Annotated in this window: 18 protein-coding genes; 1 reads left to right on the top strand and 17 read right to left on the bottom strand. The window is 59.7% G+C overall.

The annotated features are described in order from the left end of the window. Positions 1-65: 65 nt before the first annotated feature. From ABVN21_RS21440 to ABVN21_RS21450, 3 genes are all read right to left on the bottom strand, one after another. Complete coding sequence (locus ABVN21_RS21440; RefSeq protein ID WP_339555141.1) at positions 66-326, bottom strand: bacteriocin immunity protein; 261 nt, start codon at positions 324-326, stop codon at positions 66-68. A 4-nt stretch (positions 327-330) separates the two neighbouring features. Continuing rightward, positions 331-1,713: an S-type pyocin domain-containing protein gene (locus ABVN21_RS21445; RefSeq protein WP_339555140.1), complete on the bottom strand. Its 1,383-nt coding sequence runs from the start codon at positions 1,711-1,713 to the stop codon at positions 331-333. 369 nt (positions 1,714-2,082) lie between these two features. Beyond that, positions 2,083-2,985 (bottom strand): LysR substrate-binding domain-containing protein, encoded by a 903-nt coding sequence (locus tag ABVN21_RS21450; RefSeq protein WP_339555139.1) that lies wholly within the window; start codon positions 2,983-2,985, stop codon positions 2,083-2,085. A 119-nt stretch (positions 2,986-3,104) separates the two neighbouring features. On the opposite strand from ABVN21_RS21450, the gene ABVN21_RS21455 reads away from it, so the two are divergent. Beyond that, positions 3,105-4,385, top strand: a complete 1,281-nt coding sequence (locus tag ABVN21_RS21455) for an MFS transporter (protein ID WP_339555138.1) — start codon at positions 3,105-3,107, stop codon at positions 4,383-4,385. Here the strand turns inward: ABVN21_RS21455 and gspM are convergent. From gspM to ABVN21_RS21525, 14 genes are all read right to left on the bottom strand, one after another. Beyond that, on the bottom strand, positions 4,378-4,836 hold the full coding sequence (gene gspM, locus ABVN21_RS21460; protein ID WP_339555137.1) for a type II secretion system protein GspM: 459 nt from the start codon (positions 4,834-4,836) through the stop codon (positions 4,378-4,380). The two genes, ABVN21_RS21455 and gspM, sit on opposite strands and share 8 nt — an antisense overlap. Beyond that, positions 4,833-5,933: a type II secretion system protein GspL gene (gene gspL, locus ABVN21_RS21465; protein ID WP_339555136.1), complete on the bottom strand. Its 1,101-nt coding sequence runs from the start codon at positions 5,931-5,933 to the stop codon at positions 4,833-4,835. Before gspL ends, gspM begins: the two co-directional genes overlap by 4 nt. Beyond that, complete coding sequence (locus tag ABVN21_RS21470; protein ID WP_339555135.1) at positions 5,930-6,760, bottom strand: type II secretion system protein GspK; 831 nt, start codon at positions 6,758-6,760, stop codon at positions 5,930-5,932. Before ABVN21_RS21470 ends, gspL begins: the two co-directional genes overlap by 4 nt. Further along, positions 6,757-7,287, bottom strand: coding sequence for a type II secretion system protein GspJ (locus tag ABVN21_RS21475; protein ID WP_339555134.1), 531 nt, complete (start codon positions 7,285-7,287; stop codon positions 6,757-6,759). The genes ABVN21_RS21470 and ABVN21_RS21475 overlap by 4 nt, the downstream gene beginning before the upstream one ends. Next, entirely contained in the window at positions 7,280-7,663 is a 384-nt protein-coding gene (gene gspI, locus ABVN21_RS21480) for a type II secretion system minor pseudopilin GspI (RefSeq protein ID WP_339555133.1), read from the bottom strand. The genes ABVN21_RS21475 and gspI overlap by 8 nt, the downstream gene beginning before the upstream one ends. Beyond that, positions 7,656-8,123 (bottom strand): type II secretion system minor pseudopilin GspH, encoded by a 468-nt coding sequence (gene gspH / locus ABVN21_RS21485; RefSeq protein ID WP_339555132.1) that lies wholly within the window; start codon positions 8,121-8,123, stop codon positions 7,656-7,658. Before gspH ends, gspI begins: the two co-directional genes overlap by 8 nt. 3 nt (positions 8,124-8,126) lie before the next feature. Then, positions 8,127-8,576 carry a type II secretion system major pseudopilin GspG gene (gspG, locus tag ABVN21_RS21490; RefSeq protein WP_339555131.1) on the bottom strand — a complete coding sequence of 150 codons (450 nt, stop codon included), beginning with the start codon at positions 8,574-8,576 and terminating at the stop codon, positions 8,127-8,129. 3 nt (positions 8,577-8,579) lie between these two features. Next, positions 8,580-9,785: a type II secretion system inner membrane protein GspF gene (gene gspF / locus ABVN21_RS21495; protein WP_339555130.1), complete on the bottom strand. Its 1,206-nt coding sequence runs from the start codon at positions 9,783-9,785 to the stop codon at positions 8,580-8,582. 3 nt (positions 9,786-9,788) lie between these two features. After that, on the bottom strand, positions 9,789-11,270 hold the full coding sequence (gene gspE, locus ABVN21_RS21500) for a type II secretion system ATPase GspE (protein ID WP_339555129.1): 1,482 nt from the start codon (positions 11,268-11,270) through the stop codon (positions 9,789-9,791). Beyond that, complete coding sequence (gspD, locus tag ABVN21_RS21505; protein WP_339555128.1) at positions 11,267-13,186, bottom strand: type II secretion system secretin GspD; 1,920 nt, start codon at positions 13,184-13,186, stop codon at positions 11,267-11,269. The genes gspE and gspD overlap by 4 nt, the downstream gene beginning before the upstream one ends. Before the next feature lie 8 nt (positions 13,187-13,194). Further along, a complete protein-coding gene (locus ABVN21_RS21510) occupies positions 13,195-13,734 on the bottom strand; it encodes a type II secretion system protein N (protein WP_339555127.1) in 540 nt (179 codons plus the stop codon). Positions 13,735-13,809: 75 nt separating this feature from the next. Then, positions 13,810-15,276 carry an N-acetylglucosamine-binding protein GbpA gene (gene gbpA, locus ABVN21_RS21515; RefSeq protein WP_339555126.1) on the bottom strand — a complete coding sequence of 489 codons (1,467 nt, stop codon included), beginning with the start codon at positions 15,274-15,276 and terminating at the stop codon, positions 13,810-13,812. A gap of 295 nt (positions 15,277-15,571) precedes the next feature. Beyond that, positions 15,572-16,639, bottom strand: coding sequence for a uroporphyrinogen decarboxylase (gene hemE, locus ABVN21_RS21520; protein WP_339555125.1), 1,068 nt, complete (start codon positions 16,637-16,639; stop codon positions 15,572-15,574). A 250-nt stretch (positions 16,640-16,889) separates the two neighbouring features. Further along, the gene (locus ABVN21_RS21525; protein WP_339555124.1) at positions 16,890-18,308 is read right to left on the bottom strand and encodes an FAD-dependent oxidoreductase; all 1,419 of its coding nucleotides are present in this window, start codon (positions 18,306-18,308) and stop codon (positions 16,890-16,892) included. Positions 18,309-18,313: the final 5 nt, after the last annotated feature.

Below are 18,313 nucleotides of genomic sequence, written 5' to 3' on the forward strand. Positions count from 1 at the left end.
GAGCAAGCTCCCTCGCCACAGGTTTCTTGTCGCTTGATCTATCGCTTAACTGAACAGCGATGCGATCAGAAACGCGGTTTAAAGCCTGGTAGACCGTTGGCTTCGCGCCATTTCCTCACTGTTTCGGTGATGCCTTCGTTTGAATTGTCCGCACCGTCTTCAGGGTAATAAATTAGGTCACTGCCATCAGGGTGTCCCGTAAGCTGCCTGAATTGCTCCAGAAGTTTGCCAAGAACTTCATCTGACGCACTTTCGTTTGCCGCACGTATTTCCTGCATGAAGCGGACAAACTCAGCTTCGGTGTAATCAGAGATACTTTTATTCATAAATCTACTGTTTTCGGTGATTGGCTATGTGGTTTCGAGGAGTATTGGCCCTCAGATTATCCACGTCATACACGGCTCCTCCGTCAGCAATACGCTCAACGTGGTGCAGCTCGAAAGTACTTCTTTTTCCTACGGTATCTTTATCGCGAGCAATTGGTGCATAGCCGGACTTTATACGGTTTAGATTATCTTCATTGAATTGACGATGTAGCTCAGGGTCGCCTGCTATTACTTTCCAAAACGCCTTCCTAAACGCATCAAAACTAGAAAACTCGCGACCTCTAAGCTGATCGGCAATTCGCGTTGGGACCGGGGAACCTTCTCCGGCACCTGCCCCGGCGAGCCAAATCCCCGTCACGTCTTGACCAACACCTGTAACCACACCGGGCGCACCACGCACGTTGAGCGAGATATAGACCGGCAGGATTTGCGGCTGCCCCGGAAACCAGATAATGGCATCCCGGAAGTCCGCTGGGTTTGCCGGATGCTCATAACGTTGCTCGGCCTGTTCGGCTACAGGAAAGACAAACGCGGCCGGTAATGGCGGGGCACCTTCCAGCGCTGGAATGCCCAGCACCCTGCTGGTATCGACGGCAGGTGTCCAGATCAACTCCACCCCGTCGCCCAGATCCGCGACGAGTTGATCACCGCGCGCCGTTGCGGCAATCACCGGGACACTTCGCCACGCGGAGTTGTAACCGGTGTACACCCCGAACGCGCTGACCGATTCTCCGGGCAGGTGTTTGACGTTGACCCGTACACCGATGTTGGCCACGGTCAGATTGGCAAATTCTTCGGTACTGTAAAACGCAGCGTCAGATGCAAAATTACTTGGCCAGAGCATGGCGACGGTGCCTGCAATACCGCCAGCCACAACACCTGCGCTGAGGGCCGTACCGGACAGGCCCAACGACAACGAGCCGCCGACTCGTGAAGCAAGGGTCAGTGCCGTGGCTGAGCCGCCTATCAGGTGGAGTGGTGTGCCCGCCAAGGTGATGGCTTCACGGGTGCTGAGCACTGCATAAGTGCCGTAATTACCCAGGCTCTCAAATGGGGCGGTCCCGTTCGGATGGCAGACCTGCCCCTTAGCCACGCTGGTGGATTTAGCGAATGTGCAGTCCTGGACGGAAGGTGATTTCAGTTGCTCGGCTTTTTCACGTTCGCCACATACGCGCAGAAATTCATCTTGTCGAGCGCGCTCGGCTTTTTGAAGCGCTTCGTATCGATGTGTCTCTTCCTTTTGTTCCCGCTCACGCGCTAAGGCGGTCTTTACTTTATTGGGCCTGGACGGCTCCATTTCGCGCGGTAAAACACTAATGACATAAGGCCATGTTTTAGACCTTATCAATCCTCGCCGCTTGAGCGATTCGTCACTTTCCTCAGACAACTTCCTAGACGCTCTCGGCACTCTATCCAAGCAAAATCCATTTGTGAGGGCCGGAAAGCAGCCACAGACTTATCGGTGAATCCCTAAACCCTAACAGCCGTAGACCTGCTCAGATCATGTAGGTCAAAAATCAGAAGTTGTTGGCAGACGAGACGTTCCGAACGCGAGGAAATTGCTTTGAGGTAGGTAGGAAATATCCTCAAACGCCACATTCATTGTCTGAAGTACTTGGTTACTCACATCTAACCCCTACTTCTGTAATCGCCTGCCGAATGGCTGTAGGAGCCGGCTTGCTGGCGACAGCGGACTGTCAGCAACATTGGCGTTGACTGACCCGACGCCATCGCCAGCAAGCAGGCTCCTGCAGCGTCACGATTGCAGCGGCTCCACCTTCCTCGTCAACAACTCCACAAACGCCCGCGCCATCGGCGATTTCTGATCCTTGCGCTGCACCAGCCACACCGCGGATATGGCCGCTGGATCGAGCAACGGCCGATACACCACACCATCGATGCGCATCCGTTGATAAGACGCGGGCAATACCGAAACACCCAACCCCGCTGCCACCAGGCCGATGATGGTCATCGCCTCGCCCGCCTCCTGGGCAAAGTGCGGACTGAAGCCGGCATCGCGAGCCAGGCTGAGCAACTGCGCATACAGACCACTGCCGTAGCTGCGCGGGAAAAACACGAAGGGTTCGAGGGCCAGGGCGGACAGGAACAAGCCTTCTTCACTGTCCTTGACCAACGGGTGCTTGGAGCTGAGCACCGCAACCAGCGGCTCGCGCATCAGTTCGACCACGCTGAGGCAATCCGGCAGCCCCAATGGCCGCATGATCCCGACCTCGATTGACTCATCCACCAGCGCATCAGCCACTTGGGTGCTGCTCATTTCCCGCAGGTTCAGGTGCACCGCCGGAAAACGCTGGCGAAACGAGAAAATCGCTTGGGGAATGGTCGAGTTGAACGGTGCCGATGAAGTGAAGCCGATCTTCAGCTCACCCAATTCACCGAGCTGCGCCCGCCGCGCAACATCCGCCGCTTTATCGACTTGCGCCAATACCAATCGCGCCTCCTCGAGGAACAGCCGGCCGGCCTCACTCAGTTCAACCCGACGATTGGTCCGCTCAAACAACCGTGCGCCGACCTCCTGTTCCAGCGCTTGAATCTGCTGGCTCAGCGGTGGCTGCGAGATGCCCAGCACCTGTGCGGCGCGGCCGAAATGCAGTTCTTCGGCGACGGCGATGAAGTAGCGCAGGTGACGTAATTCCATGGGATTTCCATTAGGTCGTAAAAGCTATCAAACAGGTCGAACAATATATTGGATTGAATCAATAGCCAGCTATATGCTTTTTTCACTGCCTGACCGGCTGCTCCCTCTTGAGGTCCAACGTGAAAACTGCTGTCGCCCCACTTGCCCATGAAGTTCCACCTGCCGGACAGGACGATGTCGTCGCTGAACTCAAGGAGATCTACATCGAAAAAGGCACGCCGGCGTTCATGCGTACGGTGCTGGCGCTGTTCTGCGGCGGCTTCGCGACGTTTGCCCTGCTTTACTGCGTGCAGCCGATGATGCCGCTGTTGTCCCACGAATATTCGATCAATGCGGCACAGAGCAGCCTGATCCTGTCGGTGGCTACCGGAATGCTCGCCATCGGTCTGCTGATCACCGGCCCGATCTCCGATCGCGTCGGGCGCAAACCGGTCATGGTCGCGGCGCTGTTTGCCGCTGCGCTGTGCACCATGGCCAGCGCGATGATGCCGAGCTGGCACGGCGTGCTGGTCATGCGCGCGCTGATTGGCTTGTCGCTGAGTGGTCTGGCGGCAGTCGCCATGACCTATCTGAGCGAGGAAATTCACCCGCAACATATTGGCCTCGCGATGGGCTTGTACATCGGCGGCAACGCCATCGGCGGGATGAGCGGGCGGCTGATTACCGGTGTGTTGATCGACTTCGTCAGCTGGCATACGGCGATGTTGGTGATCGGTGGCCTGGCGCTGATTGCCGCGTCGGTGTTCTGGAAGATCCTCCCAGAATCGCGCAACTTCCGCGCCCGTTCGTTGCATCCGCGCAGCTTGCTCGACGGCTTTACCATGCACTTTCGCGACGCCGGTCTGCCGCTGTTATTCCTCGAAGCTTTTGTGCTGATGGGTGCGTTCGTCACGCTGTTCAACTACATCGGCTATCGCTTGCTGGCCGCGCCGTATCACATGGAACAGGCCTTCGTCGGATTGCTGTCGGTGGTGTACCTGTCGGGCATCTACAGCTCGGCGAAAATCGGTTCAATGGCCGACAGACTCGGCCGCCGCAAAGTGCTTTGGGGCACCATCGCGTTGATGATCGGTGGTCTCGCCCTGACGATGTTTACGCCATTGCCATTGGTAATCATCGGCATGCTGATCTTTACCTTCGGCTTCTTTGGCGCCCACTCGGTGGCCAGCAGTTGGATTGGCCGCCGCGCCACCAGGGCCAAGGGACAAGCATCGTCCCTGTACCTGTTCAGCTACTACGCCGGGGGAAGCATCGCCGGTACCGCAGGCGGCGTGTTCTGGCACCTGGGTGGCTGGAACGGTATCGGTTTGTTCATCGGTACGTTGCTGCTGATCGCCCTGCTCGCCGCGTTGAAGCTGGCGAAGTTGCCTCCACTGCCGAGCAGCGGCGCAACTACCTGAGCACCATCCGCGCCTCCAGCACGGCGTCACGTTTTTCCAGCGTCAGCGATTGCAGTGCGACACCGTCGCGCTCGATGCGATCCAGCCATGGCAGCATTGCCATGGCGTCGCCGCTGAGGGTCAGGCGCAAGACTTCGTTGTCGCTGTCCATTTGATGCAGCTCAAGCCCGGCGGCGCTGGCGCTTTCACTGATGCGCAGTGACAGGGGTTGATCGACGGATTCGGGAACAAGATTACGGGGTCGCGCCTGTTGCAGTTGTGCCGCCAGTGCCAGTTGTTGCTGGTACTGACGCTCCGCTGTCGCAAGCCGTTGTTGCGTCGGCTGCCACACCAGACTGAATGCCACGACGCTCAGGACAAACACGCTCAATCCGAGTATCAGGCGTTGTTCGCGCAGGGACAGCTGCTGCCAGCGCCGCACAGCGACCGCTCTTAACACTGTTGCCTTCATGCCTCTTGCTCCATTGTCAAAATCGCCTGCACCCGGTTGCTGTCCTTGCTCGCGCTGTCGATCCGCACCGGCAAGCCTTGTTGTCGCCCACGCTCACGCAGCAACTCCAGCTCGGAAAAGCTGTTGGCCGATAGCTGGACTTTCCAGCCATCGCCCTCGCGAAACTCGATGCGCTGCACTTCGACATTGCTCGCGCCGATGACTTGCTCGACCAGGTGGACCAGGCCGGCGACTCGGCTACTTTTTGCTTCCGTTCCCTGGCCTTGCAGGGCCTTGAGCTGCGCCGCGAGGTCGACGATGCGAGTCTGCTCCGGATACAGCGCTTTGAACTGCTGCTCGCTGCGACTGTAGAGCTGACGGCTTTGGCTTTCGAGAAAATGGATGCGTACTTCAGTGGCGCCCCAGTTCAGCAGCAACAGCATCAACATTGCTGCCCCGGCGAGACGCCAGGGCAGACGTTTTCCACGCGGGGCGAAATCACCATGCAGCAGGTTGATTGCCTGTCCGTGACCGCCGATCAACCACTGATCGACATCCTCCTGACGCTCGTCGCGCCACTGAACATCAGAGGGTAAACCTGCCCTGAGCAGCACCAATCCTTCCTCCGCCAACGTCAGACGAGCCGGCAGCCCGCCACCCAGCATCCAGCGACCGAACCACCAAACGCCAAGCGCCTGATCCTGCGGCAACAGATCGGCGTCGACCAAAACCGAGCGTACTTCAACGCCCATTTCGGCCAACAACGCGAGCACGGCAGCAAAGCGCTCCCGATCAATCACCATCACCGAATAACGCCCTTGCGAATCGCGAGCGCCGACGCTCAAGTGCAGTTTCTCCAGCGATTCGCTCAGTTGTTCTTCAATCGCGAACGCGATGGCGTGTGCATCGGGTCGGCGCCGGGAGGGCCACGGTTCACTGCGCACCCAACTGCACAATTCCATGGGCAACAGCAGGTCGACGGCCTGCCCCTTCAGAACCTGCGGCGCCTGACTCAATGGCATGAGCTGTCGTTGACCGGTCGATGACCACAGGCAGCACGGCCACTCGAATGACGGCGAGTGCAGGCCTTCGGCCGTCAGGTAGAGCCAGGTTTTCATTGGGTTATCTCATGGGTATTGGACGGCAAAACTCGCCGTTGCAGGATTTTCAGCTGGCGCGTCTTGGGGTCGCGCTCGACATCGGTGGCCAGGCGAAAACGGCTCTGCCCCTGAGTCACCTGAACGGTGATCCGGTACCAGCGGCTGTCGATGCCCAGACCGTGACTGCTCACACCCAGACCGGCGAGCAGCGGACCCTGCGTGAAAGCCTGGACGCTCGGCCATGGAGCCTCAGACCGCTGGCGCATCAGCGCATCCGCCTGGAGGGCGTCGATACCATCGAGTGCGCGCAGCACCAGCGCCGGGGCGGTATTGATGTTCAAGGCGGCGTCCGTGGGCAACAGGGCTATCCAGGGTTCGAGCCGACGCAGACGTATACCGTCGACACCCGGCAACAAGCGAAGCTGACTCAACTCTCGCAAGGCGCCCACCTGCTCAAGTTGCAAAGCAGGCAGCCCGAGCAACGCCTGCAAACGCACCCAACGGTGGAGCGTAACCTGATCAATCTGTCCCTGAATCAACACGGCATTGAGATTGAAGCGTCCAGCCAGGTCTTCGATATCGATATGGACTTGCGCGTCTTCAATATCAAAAGCGGTTGCCGGGTCAGGTATCAAATCAGTGTTATTTTGCTGAGCCTGAAGCTGTGCCATCGCCCAGGTTTCCGCGGCGGAACCGAGTTGGCGCACATGCATCTGCTGCAACTGTTGTCCGCTGCTCTGCAGCAACAAACGATGGCTGCGCAGCACCCCGCCGATGATCAACAGCGCCAGGCTCATGACCAGCAATACGCTGATCAACGCCACGCCACGTTGACGAGCCTTCAAGGCAACACACTCGGTAGTACCAGCACCCGACGGATCGCCTCGAAACGCCCCGTCGACACTTGCATTTCCAGCGCCAGCGGCAACGTCCCCCTCTGATCACTGCGCCAACCGCTCTGGCTATCGAACAGGCGCCAGCTCAGGTACCGGACGTCGTCGAGCAGTTTCTGCTGCTGCACAATCAACGTGCCTTCGCCCTGGCTGTCGCGCCACAACGCTCCATTGTCGAGACGGTAGGTCAGCGCCTGGCGTTCACTGCGCGGCTGGTCCAGCGGATTGCGCCAGTTGCTGCGCTGCAATTGCAGCTGGTTTTGTACAAGCACGATGGGTTGCTCAGTGATGTGCAACAGGTCGCGCTCAATCACAGCCACGGCGCGTTGCAGGCTTCTGAATTCACGCTCATGGGCGGTGGTGCCTTGCTGTACGCGCACGACGCCATCGAACAGCGTCCAACTGGCCAGCCCCAGCAGCGCGAAGATCGCAAGAGCGATCACCAGCTCCAGCAAGGTGAACCCGGCCTGTTTACTCATGGCGATTAGGGATCCAGCTGTTGGCGCGGTGCAGGGTCTGGTCGCGACCGGCAAGGCTTACCTCAATGTCGACCGTGAGCAGGCGCGAATCGTTGGCGGTTCCAATGTGTTGACGCACGATCCAGTCGCGACGGTCCATGTGCACCACCCGTTGCGATTTCCCGATGATGGGGCCGGATTGCAGGCGCACTTCGCTCAACTGGTTATCCGCCACCCACGCCGCCAAAAAGCGCTCTTCGACCGCACTCGCCTGCTTGATCACGTATTGGCTGGCGGACAAAACGGCCGTCGCGAGCGTCGCGAAAATCGCCAGGGCGACCATGATTTCCAGCAGGGTAAACCCGGCCATGCGCGGGAAGCACGATGGCCTAGCCATCGATCACCACCTCGCCAATACCATCACTGGACAGGCTCAACCAGCTCCGGTCTTTGGTCTCGAACGTCAACGTGAACGCGCTTGTTTCGTCGCTGCTGAGCATCAGCAATTGAGGTGGACCTTCATCGGTGCCCAGGCTCACGGAGTAACCCTCGTGCTTCAGGCGCAGGCGCAAGTTGTCGGGCCATCGATAAAGCGTCGATACAGGCTCCCAGCCGCGAATGCCGAGCCGCATCGCCCGGTAGCCGCCGACGCTCAAGCGCACACCGTGCTCCTGACTTTCGAGCACTGCCTTCTCGCGTAACTGGCGAATCATGCCAGCCAGCGTGTCAGCCTCTTGCCTGGCCTGGCGCGCCGGATTCACACCGGTGGTAAAACTCACCATGCCCGCCAGCACGCCGATCAACACGATCACGATCATCAATTCCAGCAAGGTAAACCCCCGACAACGACGCCGCATGAATTAACCGCCCCAGTTGCCGATGTCGGCCGCATGGCCCTCGCCGCCGACCACGCCATCGGAACCGAGGGAGTACACGTCATAGCTGCCATCGGCCGATTTCACCCCGGGATTGAGGTATTGATAAGGCGTGCCCCACGGGTCCACGGGCAGCGTTTTCAGGTAACCCTGAGGATTCCAGTTGCGCGCCGCCGGCAGTCCCGAAGGGCGTTTGTTCAAGGCCTCCAGCCCCTGCTGTGTCGAGGGGTACTGGAAGTTGTCGAGGCGATACATTTCCAGGGCAGTGGCGATGGCCTGGAGATCGGTTTTGGCGGCGGTGACTTTGGCCTGATCGGGGCGGCTCATGAACTGCGGCACCACAATGGCCCCGAGAATGCCGATGATGACCACCACCACCATGATTTCGATCAGGGTAAAACCGCGCTGGGAAGATCTGTGACGTAGAGAGTTCATGAATCAATTCACCAATTGGTTGAGGCTGAGAATCGGGAGCAGGATGGCCAGTACGATCAGCAGCACGACGCCGCCCATCAGCACGAGCATGGCCGGTTCGAACAGGCTCACCACCAGCGCGATACGTGCCGCCAGGCTGCTTTCCTGTTGTTCGGCGGCGCGGGCCAGCATGCGGTCGAGTTCGCCGGCGCGTTCGCCGCTGGCGATCATGTGCAGCATCATTGGCGGGATGTCGCCGCTCAGTTCGAGGCCACGGGTCAAGGTCCCGCCTTCACGGACTGAGCGGGCGACATCGGACATGCGGGCACGAATGGTCAGGTTGCCGATCACGGCAGCGGCGATTTCCAGTGCATCGACCAAGGGCACCGCACTTTTGCCGAGGATCGCCAGGGTGCTGGCAAAGCGTGCCGCTTCCATTGCCCGCAGCACTTCGCCAATGAGCGGCAGGTTCAGCGCCAGCCGATGCCAACGCAGTCGCCAGATCGGCTGGCGCAGGCTCCAGCGCCAAAGAGCGATCAGCAGGGCTATTGCGCCAATGAACAACAGGCCATGGTTGCGCAGCCCGTCACTGGCACTGATCAGCGCCCGGGTCAGTAAGGGCAACGACTGACCGCTGTCGACAAAAATTTTCACAACATCCGGGACCACGAAACCGAGCAGAAATCCGACGATCACCACGCTGGCCAGCATCAGGATCAATGGGTACACCAACGCCATCTGGATTTTTTGTCGCGAGGCCTGGCGTGCCTGGGTGTACGCCGCCAGTTGCTCCAGCACATGACCCAGATGCCCGGAGCGTTCGCCAGCGGCCACGGTGGCGCGGAACAATTCGGGGAAGGCCTTGGGGAACTGTCCCAGCGCCGTCGCCAGCGCATGGCCTTCCATCACCCGACTTCGGACCGCTGATAACAAGCCGGCGACCCGACGCTTGGCACTCTGCTTTGCGACGGCGTCGAGGGCTTCCTCCAACGGCAGGCCGGCCTGCACCAGCGTGGACAATTGCAACGTCAGCAGCGCCAGGTCCGCAGCACTCAATCGTCCTGCACCACGCGGTGTATGCGTGCCCGCGACTTTTATCTCGCTTACGGCGCGAGGCCACACGCCGCGCTCGCGCAACAGTTGCCGCGCGTGGCGCGGGCTGTCGGCCTCCAGCCGTCCCTTGCAACGGCGCCCTTGAGCATCGTCGGCGCGGTAGTCAAAAGTCGGCATGCCTTAGTCCTCCCTCGTCACGCGCAGTAATTCGTCGAGGCTGGTCAAACCGCCGATGACCCGCTGTCGGCCGTCCTGGAACAGGCTGCGTGAAGCCTTGCGCGCTTCGTCGGACAAGGCCTGCTCACTGGCGCATTGATGGATAAGCGTCGACACGGCAGGTGTCACGCTGATCAATTCGTAGATGCCGATGCGCCCGCGATAACCTTGCTGACATTGATCACAGCCCACGGCTCTGAACAGCTGCAATGGCGTCTTCGCGTCCAGCCCCAAACGCTGGCAGGCCGACGCATCAGCGCTGTACGGAGCCTTGCAATGCGGGCACAACGTACGCAACAGGCGCTGGGCCAGAACACCCACCAGTGACGACGCCAGCAGGTAGGCATCGACGCCCATGTCCACCAGCCGCGTCACCGCGCCGACCGCGCTGTTGGTGTGCAACGTCGAGAGCACCAGATGCCCGGTCAGCGAAGCCTGGACGGCGATTTCCGCCGTCTCGCGGTCACGGATTTCGCCGACCATCACCACGTCCGGGTCCTGGCGCAGAATCGCCCGCAAACCTCGGGCAAACGTCATGTCGACTTTCGGATTGACCGGCATCTGCCCGACACCCGGCAGGTGATATTCGATGGGGTCTTCGACCGTGAGAATGTTGCGGGTCTGGTCGTTCAGGCTGCTCAGCGCGGCGTACAGGCTGGTGGTTTTCCCGGATCCCGTCGGCCCGGTCACCAGCAGAATGCCGTGGGGTTTGCCTAGCAATTGGCGCAGGGCGGCGAGCGTGTCGTCCGGCATACCCAAGCGTTGCAACTCCAGGCGTCCGGCCTGTTTATCGAGCAGGCGCAATACCACCCGTTCGCCGTGGGCCGAGGGCAAGGTCGAGACCCTCACGTCAACTTCATGTCCGGCCAGCCGCAAGGCGATGCGGCCATCCTGCGGCACACGTTTTTCCGCGATGTCGAGTCGCGCCATGACCTTGATTCGCGACACCAGCAGCGTCGCCAGTTCACGCTTGGGCCGGAGCATTTCGCGCAGCTGCCCATCGACGCGCATGCGCACCGACAGGTAGTGCTCGAAGGTTTCCAGATGCACGTCCGACGCCTGTTCGCGCACCGCTTCACTGAGCAGCGCGTTGATCAATCGGATGATCGGCGCGTCGCCCTGCTGCTCCAGCAGATCGGCGGTTTGCGGCACCTGGTCCACCAAGCTGAGTAGGTCCAGCTCTTCGTCCAGACCCTGGGCGACTTGTTCCGCGGCGCTCTGCCCTTCGCGGTACGCTGCCGCCAATCGTGTTGCGAAGACTTCCGGTGGCAGCAATTGCAACGGCAGTTCGTGGCCACAGACACGGCGCGCTTCCGCCAAAGCGGTAAGCGGCGTATCGGCACGTATCGCCAGGCGCCATTCAGCGCCATCGTGTTCCAGCAACACACCGAAACGCCGGGCGAATCCGAAGGGCAGTGCCTCGCAAAAACCGTTCTCGCGGATCATGGCGCTGGTTTGCGCAGGTCGAACACCGGCACCTCGGAAACCGGCTCGAACAATTGCCGCGCGTCCGCTGGCAGCAGCAACGAGTTGTTCTCCCCCGCGTCGCGCCGGCTCAAGTCGTGCAGCGCGTTGTAGCGCTTCTGGCTGACCTCGACCAGGTCTTCCTTGCTGCGCACGATGGTGGGCCGCAGAAACACCATCAGATTGCTCTTGGTCTGGGTGTCTCGATTCCAGCGAAACAGTGCGCCGAGGTACGGAATGTCACGCAGCAGCGGCACACCGCTTTTTTGCGTGCGCACGCTGTCGCGGATCAGCCCACCGATCACGATGATTTCGCCGTCGTCGGCCAGAATGGTGCTTTTGAGCGCGCGTTTATTGGTGATCAAATCCGAAGAATCAATGCCCGATACCGAGGGCGCGATGTCCGACACTTCCTGCGCGACTTCCAGGCGCAGCGTCGAGCCTTCGTTGATGTAGGGCTTGATCTTCAGGCTGATGCCGACGTCTTTGCGCTCGACCGTGGTAAACGGATTGTCCGCGCCGCTGCTATTAGTGGCGTAGGAGCCGGTTTTGAACGGCACGTTTTGGCCGACGATGATTTCCGCTTCCTGATTGTCCAGCGTCAGCAGACTCGGCGTGGACAACAAGTTGCTGCGCGTATTGCTGGCCAGCGCCGAAATCAATGCACCGAAGCGGTCACTGCCGAGGCGCAAAATCGCGCCTTCAGGCGCCGATTTTTTTTCGTCGAACGTCAGGCCACCGACAATCGGGATGTCGGTGCCGGGGAAGTTGATGAAGCCTTTCGCATCACCTGTGTTGATGCCCCACTGCACGCCTACTGCTTCGGCGATGTCCCCGGAAATCTCGACGATGGCAGCATGGATCAGCACCTGCGCCCGCGGCTGGTCAAGCTGACGCACGATGCTTTCGATGGTCCTGACCTGCGCCGGTTCGGCGATCAGCACCAGCGCGTTCTGACTTTCATCAGCCTTGATCATGAACGTTGCGCCAGATGCCGTTTCCTTACCGCCGCCCACGACCGGCGACGCTTTACGACCCTGACCCATGGTCTCCAGAATCTCGGCCAGTTGCCTGGCATCGCTGTGTCGCAAGCGGATCACCCGGGCGTTGTCGGGAATTGCCGTGGCAGGGATGTCGAGACTGCGAGCCAGATCAGCCAAGCGCTGGCGAACGGCGGGGGGACCAATGAGAATCAGGCGATTGGTGCGTGCATCGGCCAGCACCTGGATCGAGGTATCGGCATTGCGCTTGCCCAGCGCGGCTTCCATCATCGGCGCCACGTCGCTGGCCTGGGCGTGGCGCAGCTGAACCACCGCGTGCAGAGTGCCCTGCCCCGAGTCGAGCTGCCCGACCACCTGGGCGATTCGCTGGGTATTGGCGGCCGTGTCGGTCACCACCAATGCATTGGCCGAAACCGATGGCCCGACATACCCATTGACCGACACCAGGGGCCGGACCAGACCGGCAATGTCGGCGGCGCTGCTGGTGTTCAGCTCAATGACCCGGGTGACAAATTGCGAGGCCGTGGCGTTTGTTGCGGCTCCGCTGCCGGCGCGGGTTTTGGCTTCGGTCACGGGGGTAATCAGAATCCGGTCGCCCTCGTCGATCACCGTGAAGTTGTGGGCGTCGAGTACCGAGTAAAACAACCGACGAACACCCTCGCGGTCAAGGGCCTGATGGGACATCACCGTAATGCGCCCGGAGACCCTGGGATCGAGCACCACGGTGGTCCCAAGAATGGATGAAATTTCTCCGACGATGTCGCGCAGCTCGGCGTTATTCATCGCCAACTGCCATTTTTCTTCTGCGGCATGCAGCGCGTGCGGCAAGGTCGCCGTGGCCAAAGCGGCAAGAAAAAGCATGATGCGCAGGGCCTGCGCGCCGGTGAAACTGTTCATGGGTTTGTTCACTCTGACGGCCCGGAAAGCGGGCGTAGAAAACGCGCGGAAATAGCGGGGGTTTGTGTGTCGACTGCAGACTCAAGACGGCGCAGCAAACGCTCGGCAGACGGCTGCAGCGTTAATCGCTCTTCGCGACCCTTGTTCCACAGCACCACTTGATTGGCCTCGACGCGACGCAAAACACTGCCACCCGGCAAGCGCTCGCCAACCTGATACATGCGTGGACCTTGAGCATCGGCCAGCAGCGCTCTGGACATGCCGTTGCTGACAACGAAGCTCGCCTGTAGCGTCATCGGTTCGGCACTGGCAAGCAGCGTAATTTGCGTGGTCAAGCCAAGCATCGTTGCCACCGCTGTGGCATCCAGCGGCACATGGGCAGGCGCCCGGGTTATCGTGGCTAGCGTCGGCGACGGGCGAGCCAGTTGCTCGCGAAACTGCCATTCCTGCCATACCAAATAAACGGCGTAACCCGCTGGCAAGGCCAGCAGGAAGATAGCGCCCACACGCAAGCCGAAGCGGGTTAACACCCTCAGTGAAATTTCCACGATCGGCTCACTTGATGTTCATGAGGTGCTTGCTTCAGGCGACCCTTCACAGGTCGCCTGAAGTGCTACGAGGACTTAGAGTTTGTTCCAGGCCATGTGCCAGTGCCCACCGACGCCAGGCTCAAAGCCGTTGGCAGTCGGGCTGTATTGCTTGCAGTAGCCCGACTCGGGGAACGGCTTGCATTCAAAGACTTCATTGGTCTTAGGCTGCAGCACTTTGGTACCGGCCTTGTACTCGCTGATGCCTTCGGGGAACACGAAGTCATAGTCGGCACCGGCGCCTTCGCCGGTCACGTTGATCGATTGGGTGTCCTGTCGAGTGGTCCGGCCATCCAGAGTGGTGCCGACCAATGTCAGGGTGTGCGCACCAGGATTGCTGCGGATATCGATGGCCAGCCACGCGGAACCACTGTCCACCTGTGCCGAGGTAGAACCGACCGGCTTGTTGTTCTCATCGAACAATGTGGCTTCAACGTTCATCTTGCGATTGGAAATAGTGCTGAAATCGACCTTGGCCTGGCCCTTTTCCAACACGTATTGCTCTTGCTTCGCGGCGACCGACAGGCGAGCCGCCGCATCTTCCTGCATGTTCAGCTGCACTTCGTAACGGACCACGCCGCTCTCTTTTTGCGCATACAGGCTGTTGCTGCCCTTGACCGGCTCAATCGCGCCGCTTTCATCTCGAAGGCCTGCACGGATTAGCGTGTGAGCCTTATTAATGGCTTCTGCGAGTTTGAACGACCAGTTCTGCGGCGAACCTTCCTCTGCAGTATCGATGGAGATTTCGACGCTGAAATTCGGGCTCTCGCCATTGGCGGAAAATGCTCGAGCCTTGACCTTGTCGCCGATCAGCAACTGGGCCGAAGGGGCGATGCTGCCCACGGAGGTCCAACCGCCTGGCAACTCTGGCTCCGCAAGGATGTTTACGTCTGCCGCGTTGTAAAACGCCGCATCCGTATCACCTACCGTCCAGATGGCCAGGACCACGTGTTGACCGGTTTTGTCTGTCGGGATGGTGCAGTTGTGTTTGTCGCTGTTGGACGGTCTCTGATTGCCGCCATCAACCGTGCAGAACGGCGTGCTTTCGAAGGTCGCGCGTTTGAGCGATTCGTTCGGGTTCCAGCCGTTACGAGTAATGAAATATTCATGCTTGGTGGCTGGATGCACAGCCGTGTAGGTCCATTGGAAATCAATGTTGCGATCCTTGATTTCCGTCAGGTGCCAACGGGTAGCCGACTGCGCGTCCATGGCGGAGAACAACGAGTGACCGCCACTCGCGATCTTGCCATCCACCGGGCCTTGCAACGGTGCACCACCGACTCCGGCCGGAAAGCCTTTGAAGGTCTCACCGACACTTTGTGGTTCGTATTGCGCACCACCACAGTTGGTGTTCAGACCTTGCTTGCAAGCCAGTGCACGCGAAGGCGGCACTTCCAGGTAGCCGTGAGCGGAAGCGCTTTGTGATGCCAACATTGCCGATAACAGGATCATTGAGGAGGTGCAGGCTGCAAACGCACTTCCTTTGTAAGAAGTATTTTTCATCTAATGAATTCCAGACAGCTTATCGAAGATTAAGGCGCGCAGGACGCGCACCGTTGTTTGCGATATTGCTCAGCGTTGGGCTGAGCAAGGGTCGGGAACCTTACTTGGACAAAACTGTTTTCTATGTAGGGAAAGTCTCTGATCAAAGCGGGATTAGTCTCTCTAATCACTTTTCTGACAAAGAACGAAAAACTTCTTACAAGTAGTAACACCCCAACCAAACATGAAGTTTAAGGGCACAAAAAAGCCTGTTCGGCACCAGGCCGGACAGGCTTTTTAACAACTTACAAATCAGTTATTCGTGATACTGCGCCGACAACTCATGTACCGCGCGCAGGAAGGCGCCGGCGTGTTCCGGGTCGACTTCCGGCGTGATGCCGTGACCGAGGTTGAACACGTGACCACTGCCCTTGCCGTAGCTGGCCAGAATACAGCCGACTTCGGTGCGGATCGCTTCCGGTTTTGCATACAGCACGGTCGGATCCATGTTGCCTTGCAGGGCGACTTTGCTGCCGACACGCTCACGGGCGTTGCCAATGTCGCAAGTCCAGTCCAGGCCCAACGCGTCGGCGCCAGCGTCGGCGATGCTTTCCAGCCACAGGCCGCCGTTCTTGGTGAACAGAATCACTGGTACCTTGCGCCCTTCGTGCTCGCGGATCAAACCGCTGACGATTTTGCGCATGTAGGCCAGGGAGAACTCCTGATATGCCGCCGCCGACAAGTTGCCACCCCAGGTGTCGAAGATCTGCACCGCTTGCGCACCGGCCATGATCTGGCCGTTGAGGTAGCTGGTGACTGACTGCGCGAGCTTGTCCAGCAGCAGGTGCATGGCTTGCGGGTTGTCGTAGAGCATGGCCTTGGTCTTGCGGAAGTCTTTCGACGAGCCGCCTTCAACCATGTAAGTGGCCAGCGTCCACGGGCTTCCGGAGAAACCGATCAGCGGCACGCGCCCGTTCAGTTCACGGCGAATGGTGCTGACCGCGTCCATCACGTAGCCGAGGTCTTTCTGCGGATCCGGGATCGGCAGGGCTTCGATATCCGCCAGGGTGCTGACGACTTTCTTGAAGCGCGGACCTTCACCGGTTTCGAAGTACAGGCCTTGGCCCATGGCATCGGGGATGGTCAGGATGTCGGAGAAGAGGATCGCCGCGTCCAGTTGTGGATAGCGGTCAAGCGGTTGCATCGTGACTTCGCAAGCGAACGCCGGGTTCATGCACAAGCTCATGAAATCGCCAGCCTTGGCACGGCTGGCGCGGTATTCCGGCAGGTAGCGACCGGCCTGACGCATCATCCATACGGGCGTGACGTCTACGGGTTGCTTGAGCAGGGCGCGGAGGAAACGGTCGTTCTTCAGGGCAGTCATGTCGGCATCCGGAAAAAAAGTGCGGGCATTTTCTCAGAGCCGGGCGCAAAAGGCACGGCAAGCGCCGCACCTTTTGTCTATCGGGTCAATTTGTCGCGGTGGAATGCAGTGTTTGCAGCACCCGGAAACAACTGTAGGAGCTGGCTTGCCAGCGATGCAGACACCTCGGTTTGTCAGGTAGACCGAGGTGATGCTATCGCCGGCAAGCCAGCTCCTACAGGTTTTGCATTTCAATCTGTTGGAACGGTGATCAGACGCCCAGGTAATCCAGGATCCCTTCAGCCGCATTACGGCCTTCGAAGATCGCCGTCACTACTAGGTCAGACCCGCGAACCATATCGCCACCGGCGAAGATTTTCGGGTTGCTGGTCTGGTGCTTGTATTGGCCTTGTTCCGGGGCTACAACGCGGCCCTGGCTGTCGGTCTGGATTTCGAACTGCTCGAACCACGGCGCCGGGCTTGGACGGAAACCGAAAGCGATGACCACGGCGTCGGCAGGGATGATCTCTTCGGAACCCGGGATCGGCTCGGGGCTGCGACGGCCACGGGCGTCCGGTTCGCCGAGACGGGTCTCGACCACCTTCACGCCTTCAACTTTGTCTTCACCGACGATGGCGATCGGCTGGCGGTTGTAGAGGAATTTCACGCCTTCTTCCTTGGCGTTCTTCACCTCTTTACGCGAGCCCGGCATGTTCGCTTCGTCACGACGATAAGCACAGGTCACCGACTTGGCGCCCTGGCGGATCGAAGTACGGTTGCAGTCCATCGCCGTGTCGCCGCCGCCGAGTACCACGACCTTCTTGCCTTTCATGTCGACGAAATCTTCCGGCGACTTTTCAAAGCCCAGGTTGCGGTTGACGTTGGCGATCAGGAAGTCCAGCGCGTCGTAAACGCCCGGCAGATCCTCACCGGCAAAGCCGCCCTTCATGTAGGTGTAGGTGCCCATGCCCATGAACACGGCATCGTATTCTTCGAGCAGTTGCTCCATGGTCACGTCCTTGCCCACCTCGGTGTTGAGGCGGAACTGGATGCCCATGCCAGTGAAGACTTCGCGACGATTGCTCAGCACGGTCTTTTCCAGCTTGAACTCGGGGATGCCGAAGGTCAGCAGACCGCCGATTTCCGGGTTCTTGTCGAACACCACCGGGGTCACGCCACCGCGCACCAGCACGTCGGCGCAGCCCAGGCCCGCAGGCCCGGCACCGATAATCGCGACACGCTTGCCGGTCGGCTTGACCTTGGACATGTCCGGACGCCAGCCCATGGCGAACGCGGTGTCGGTGATGTACTTCTCCACCGAACCGATGGTCACCGCGCCGAAGCCGTCGTTGAGGGTGCAGGCACCCTCGCACAGACGGTCCTGCGGGCACACCCGGCCGCAGACTTCCGGCAGGGTGTTGGTCTGGTGCGACAGCTCTGCGGCCTGGAGGATGTTGCCCTCGGCCACCAATTTCAGCCAGTTCGGAATGAAGTTGTGCACCGGGCACTTCCATTCGCAATACGGGTTACCGCAACCCAGGCAGCGGTGGGCCTGGTCGGCCGACTGCTGGGGTTTGAAGGGTTCATAGATTTCCACGAACTCTTTCTTGCGTTGACGCAACAGTTTCTTCTTCGGATCCTTGCGCCCGACCTCGATGAACTGGAAGTCATTATTCAGACGTTCAGCCATTTTAA

The sequence above is a fragment of the Pseudomonas sp. MYb327 genome, assembly GCF_040438925.1.
Lineage (GTDB): Bacteria > Pseudomonadota > Gammaproteobacteria > Pseudomonadales > Pseudomonadaceae > Aquipseudomonas.

Coding starts and splice junctions, on each gene's coding strand:
- gspF (WP_339555130.1), bottom strand. CDS start 9,785: ATGCCGACTTTTGACTACCGCGCCGACGATGCTCAAGGGCGCCGTTGC.
- gspG (WP_339555131.1), bottom strand. CDS start 8,576: ATGAACTCTCTACGTCACAGATCTTCCCAGCGCGGTTTTACCCTGATC.
- gspE (WP_339555129.1), bottom strand. CDS start 11,270: ATGATCCGCGAGAACGGTTTTTGCGAGGCACTGCCCTTCGGATTCGCC.
- gspI (WP_339555133.1), bottom strand. CDS start 7,663: ATGGCTAGGCCATCGTGCTTCCCGCGCATGGCCGGGTTTACCCTGCTG.
- gspD (WP_339555128.1), bottom strand. CDS start 13,186: ATGAACAGTTTCACCGGCGCGCAGGCCCTGCGCATCATGCTTTTTCTT.
- gspH (WP_339555132.1), bottom strand. CDS start 8,123: ATGCGGCGTCGTTGTCGGGGGTTTACCTTGCTGGAATTGATGATCGTG.
- ABVN21_RS21475 (WP_339555134.1), bottom strand. CDS start 7,287: ATGAGTAAACAGGCCGGGTTCACCTTGCTGGAGCTGGTGATCGCTCTT.
- gbpA (WP_339555126.1), bottom strand. CDS start 15,276: ATGAAAAATACTTCTTACAAAGGAAGTGCGTTTGCAGCCTGCACCTCC.
- ABVN21_RS21440 (WP_339555141.1), bottom strand. CDS start 326: ATGAATAAAAGTATCTCTGATTACACCGAAGCTGAGTTTGTCCGCTTC.
- ABVN21_RS21450 (WP_339555139.1), bottom strand. CDS start 2,985: ATGGAATTACGTCACCTGCGCTACTTCATCGCCGTCGCCGAAGAACTG.
- hemE (WP_339555125.1), bottom strand. CDS start 16,639: ATGACTGCCCTGAAGAACGACCGTTTCCTCCGCGCCCTGCTCAAGCAA.
- gspM (WP_339555137.1), bottom strand. CDS start 4,836: ATGAAGGCAACAGTGTTAAGAGCGGTCGCTGTGCGGCGCTGGCAGCAG.
- gspL (WP_339555136.1), bottom strand. CDS start 5,933: ATGAAAACCTGGCTCTACCTGACGGCCGAAGGCCTGCACTCGCCGTCA.
- ABVN21_RS21525 (WP_339555124.1), bottom strand. CDS start 18,308: ATGGCTGAACGTCTGAATAATGACTTCCAGTTCATCGAGGTCGGGCGC.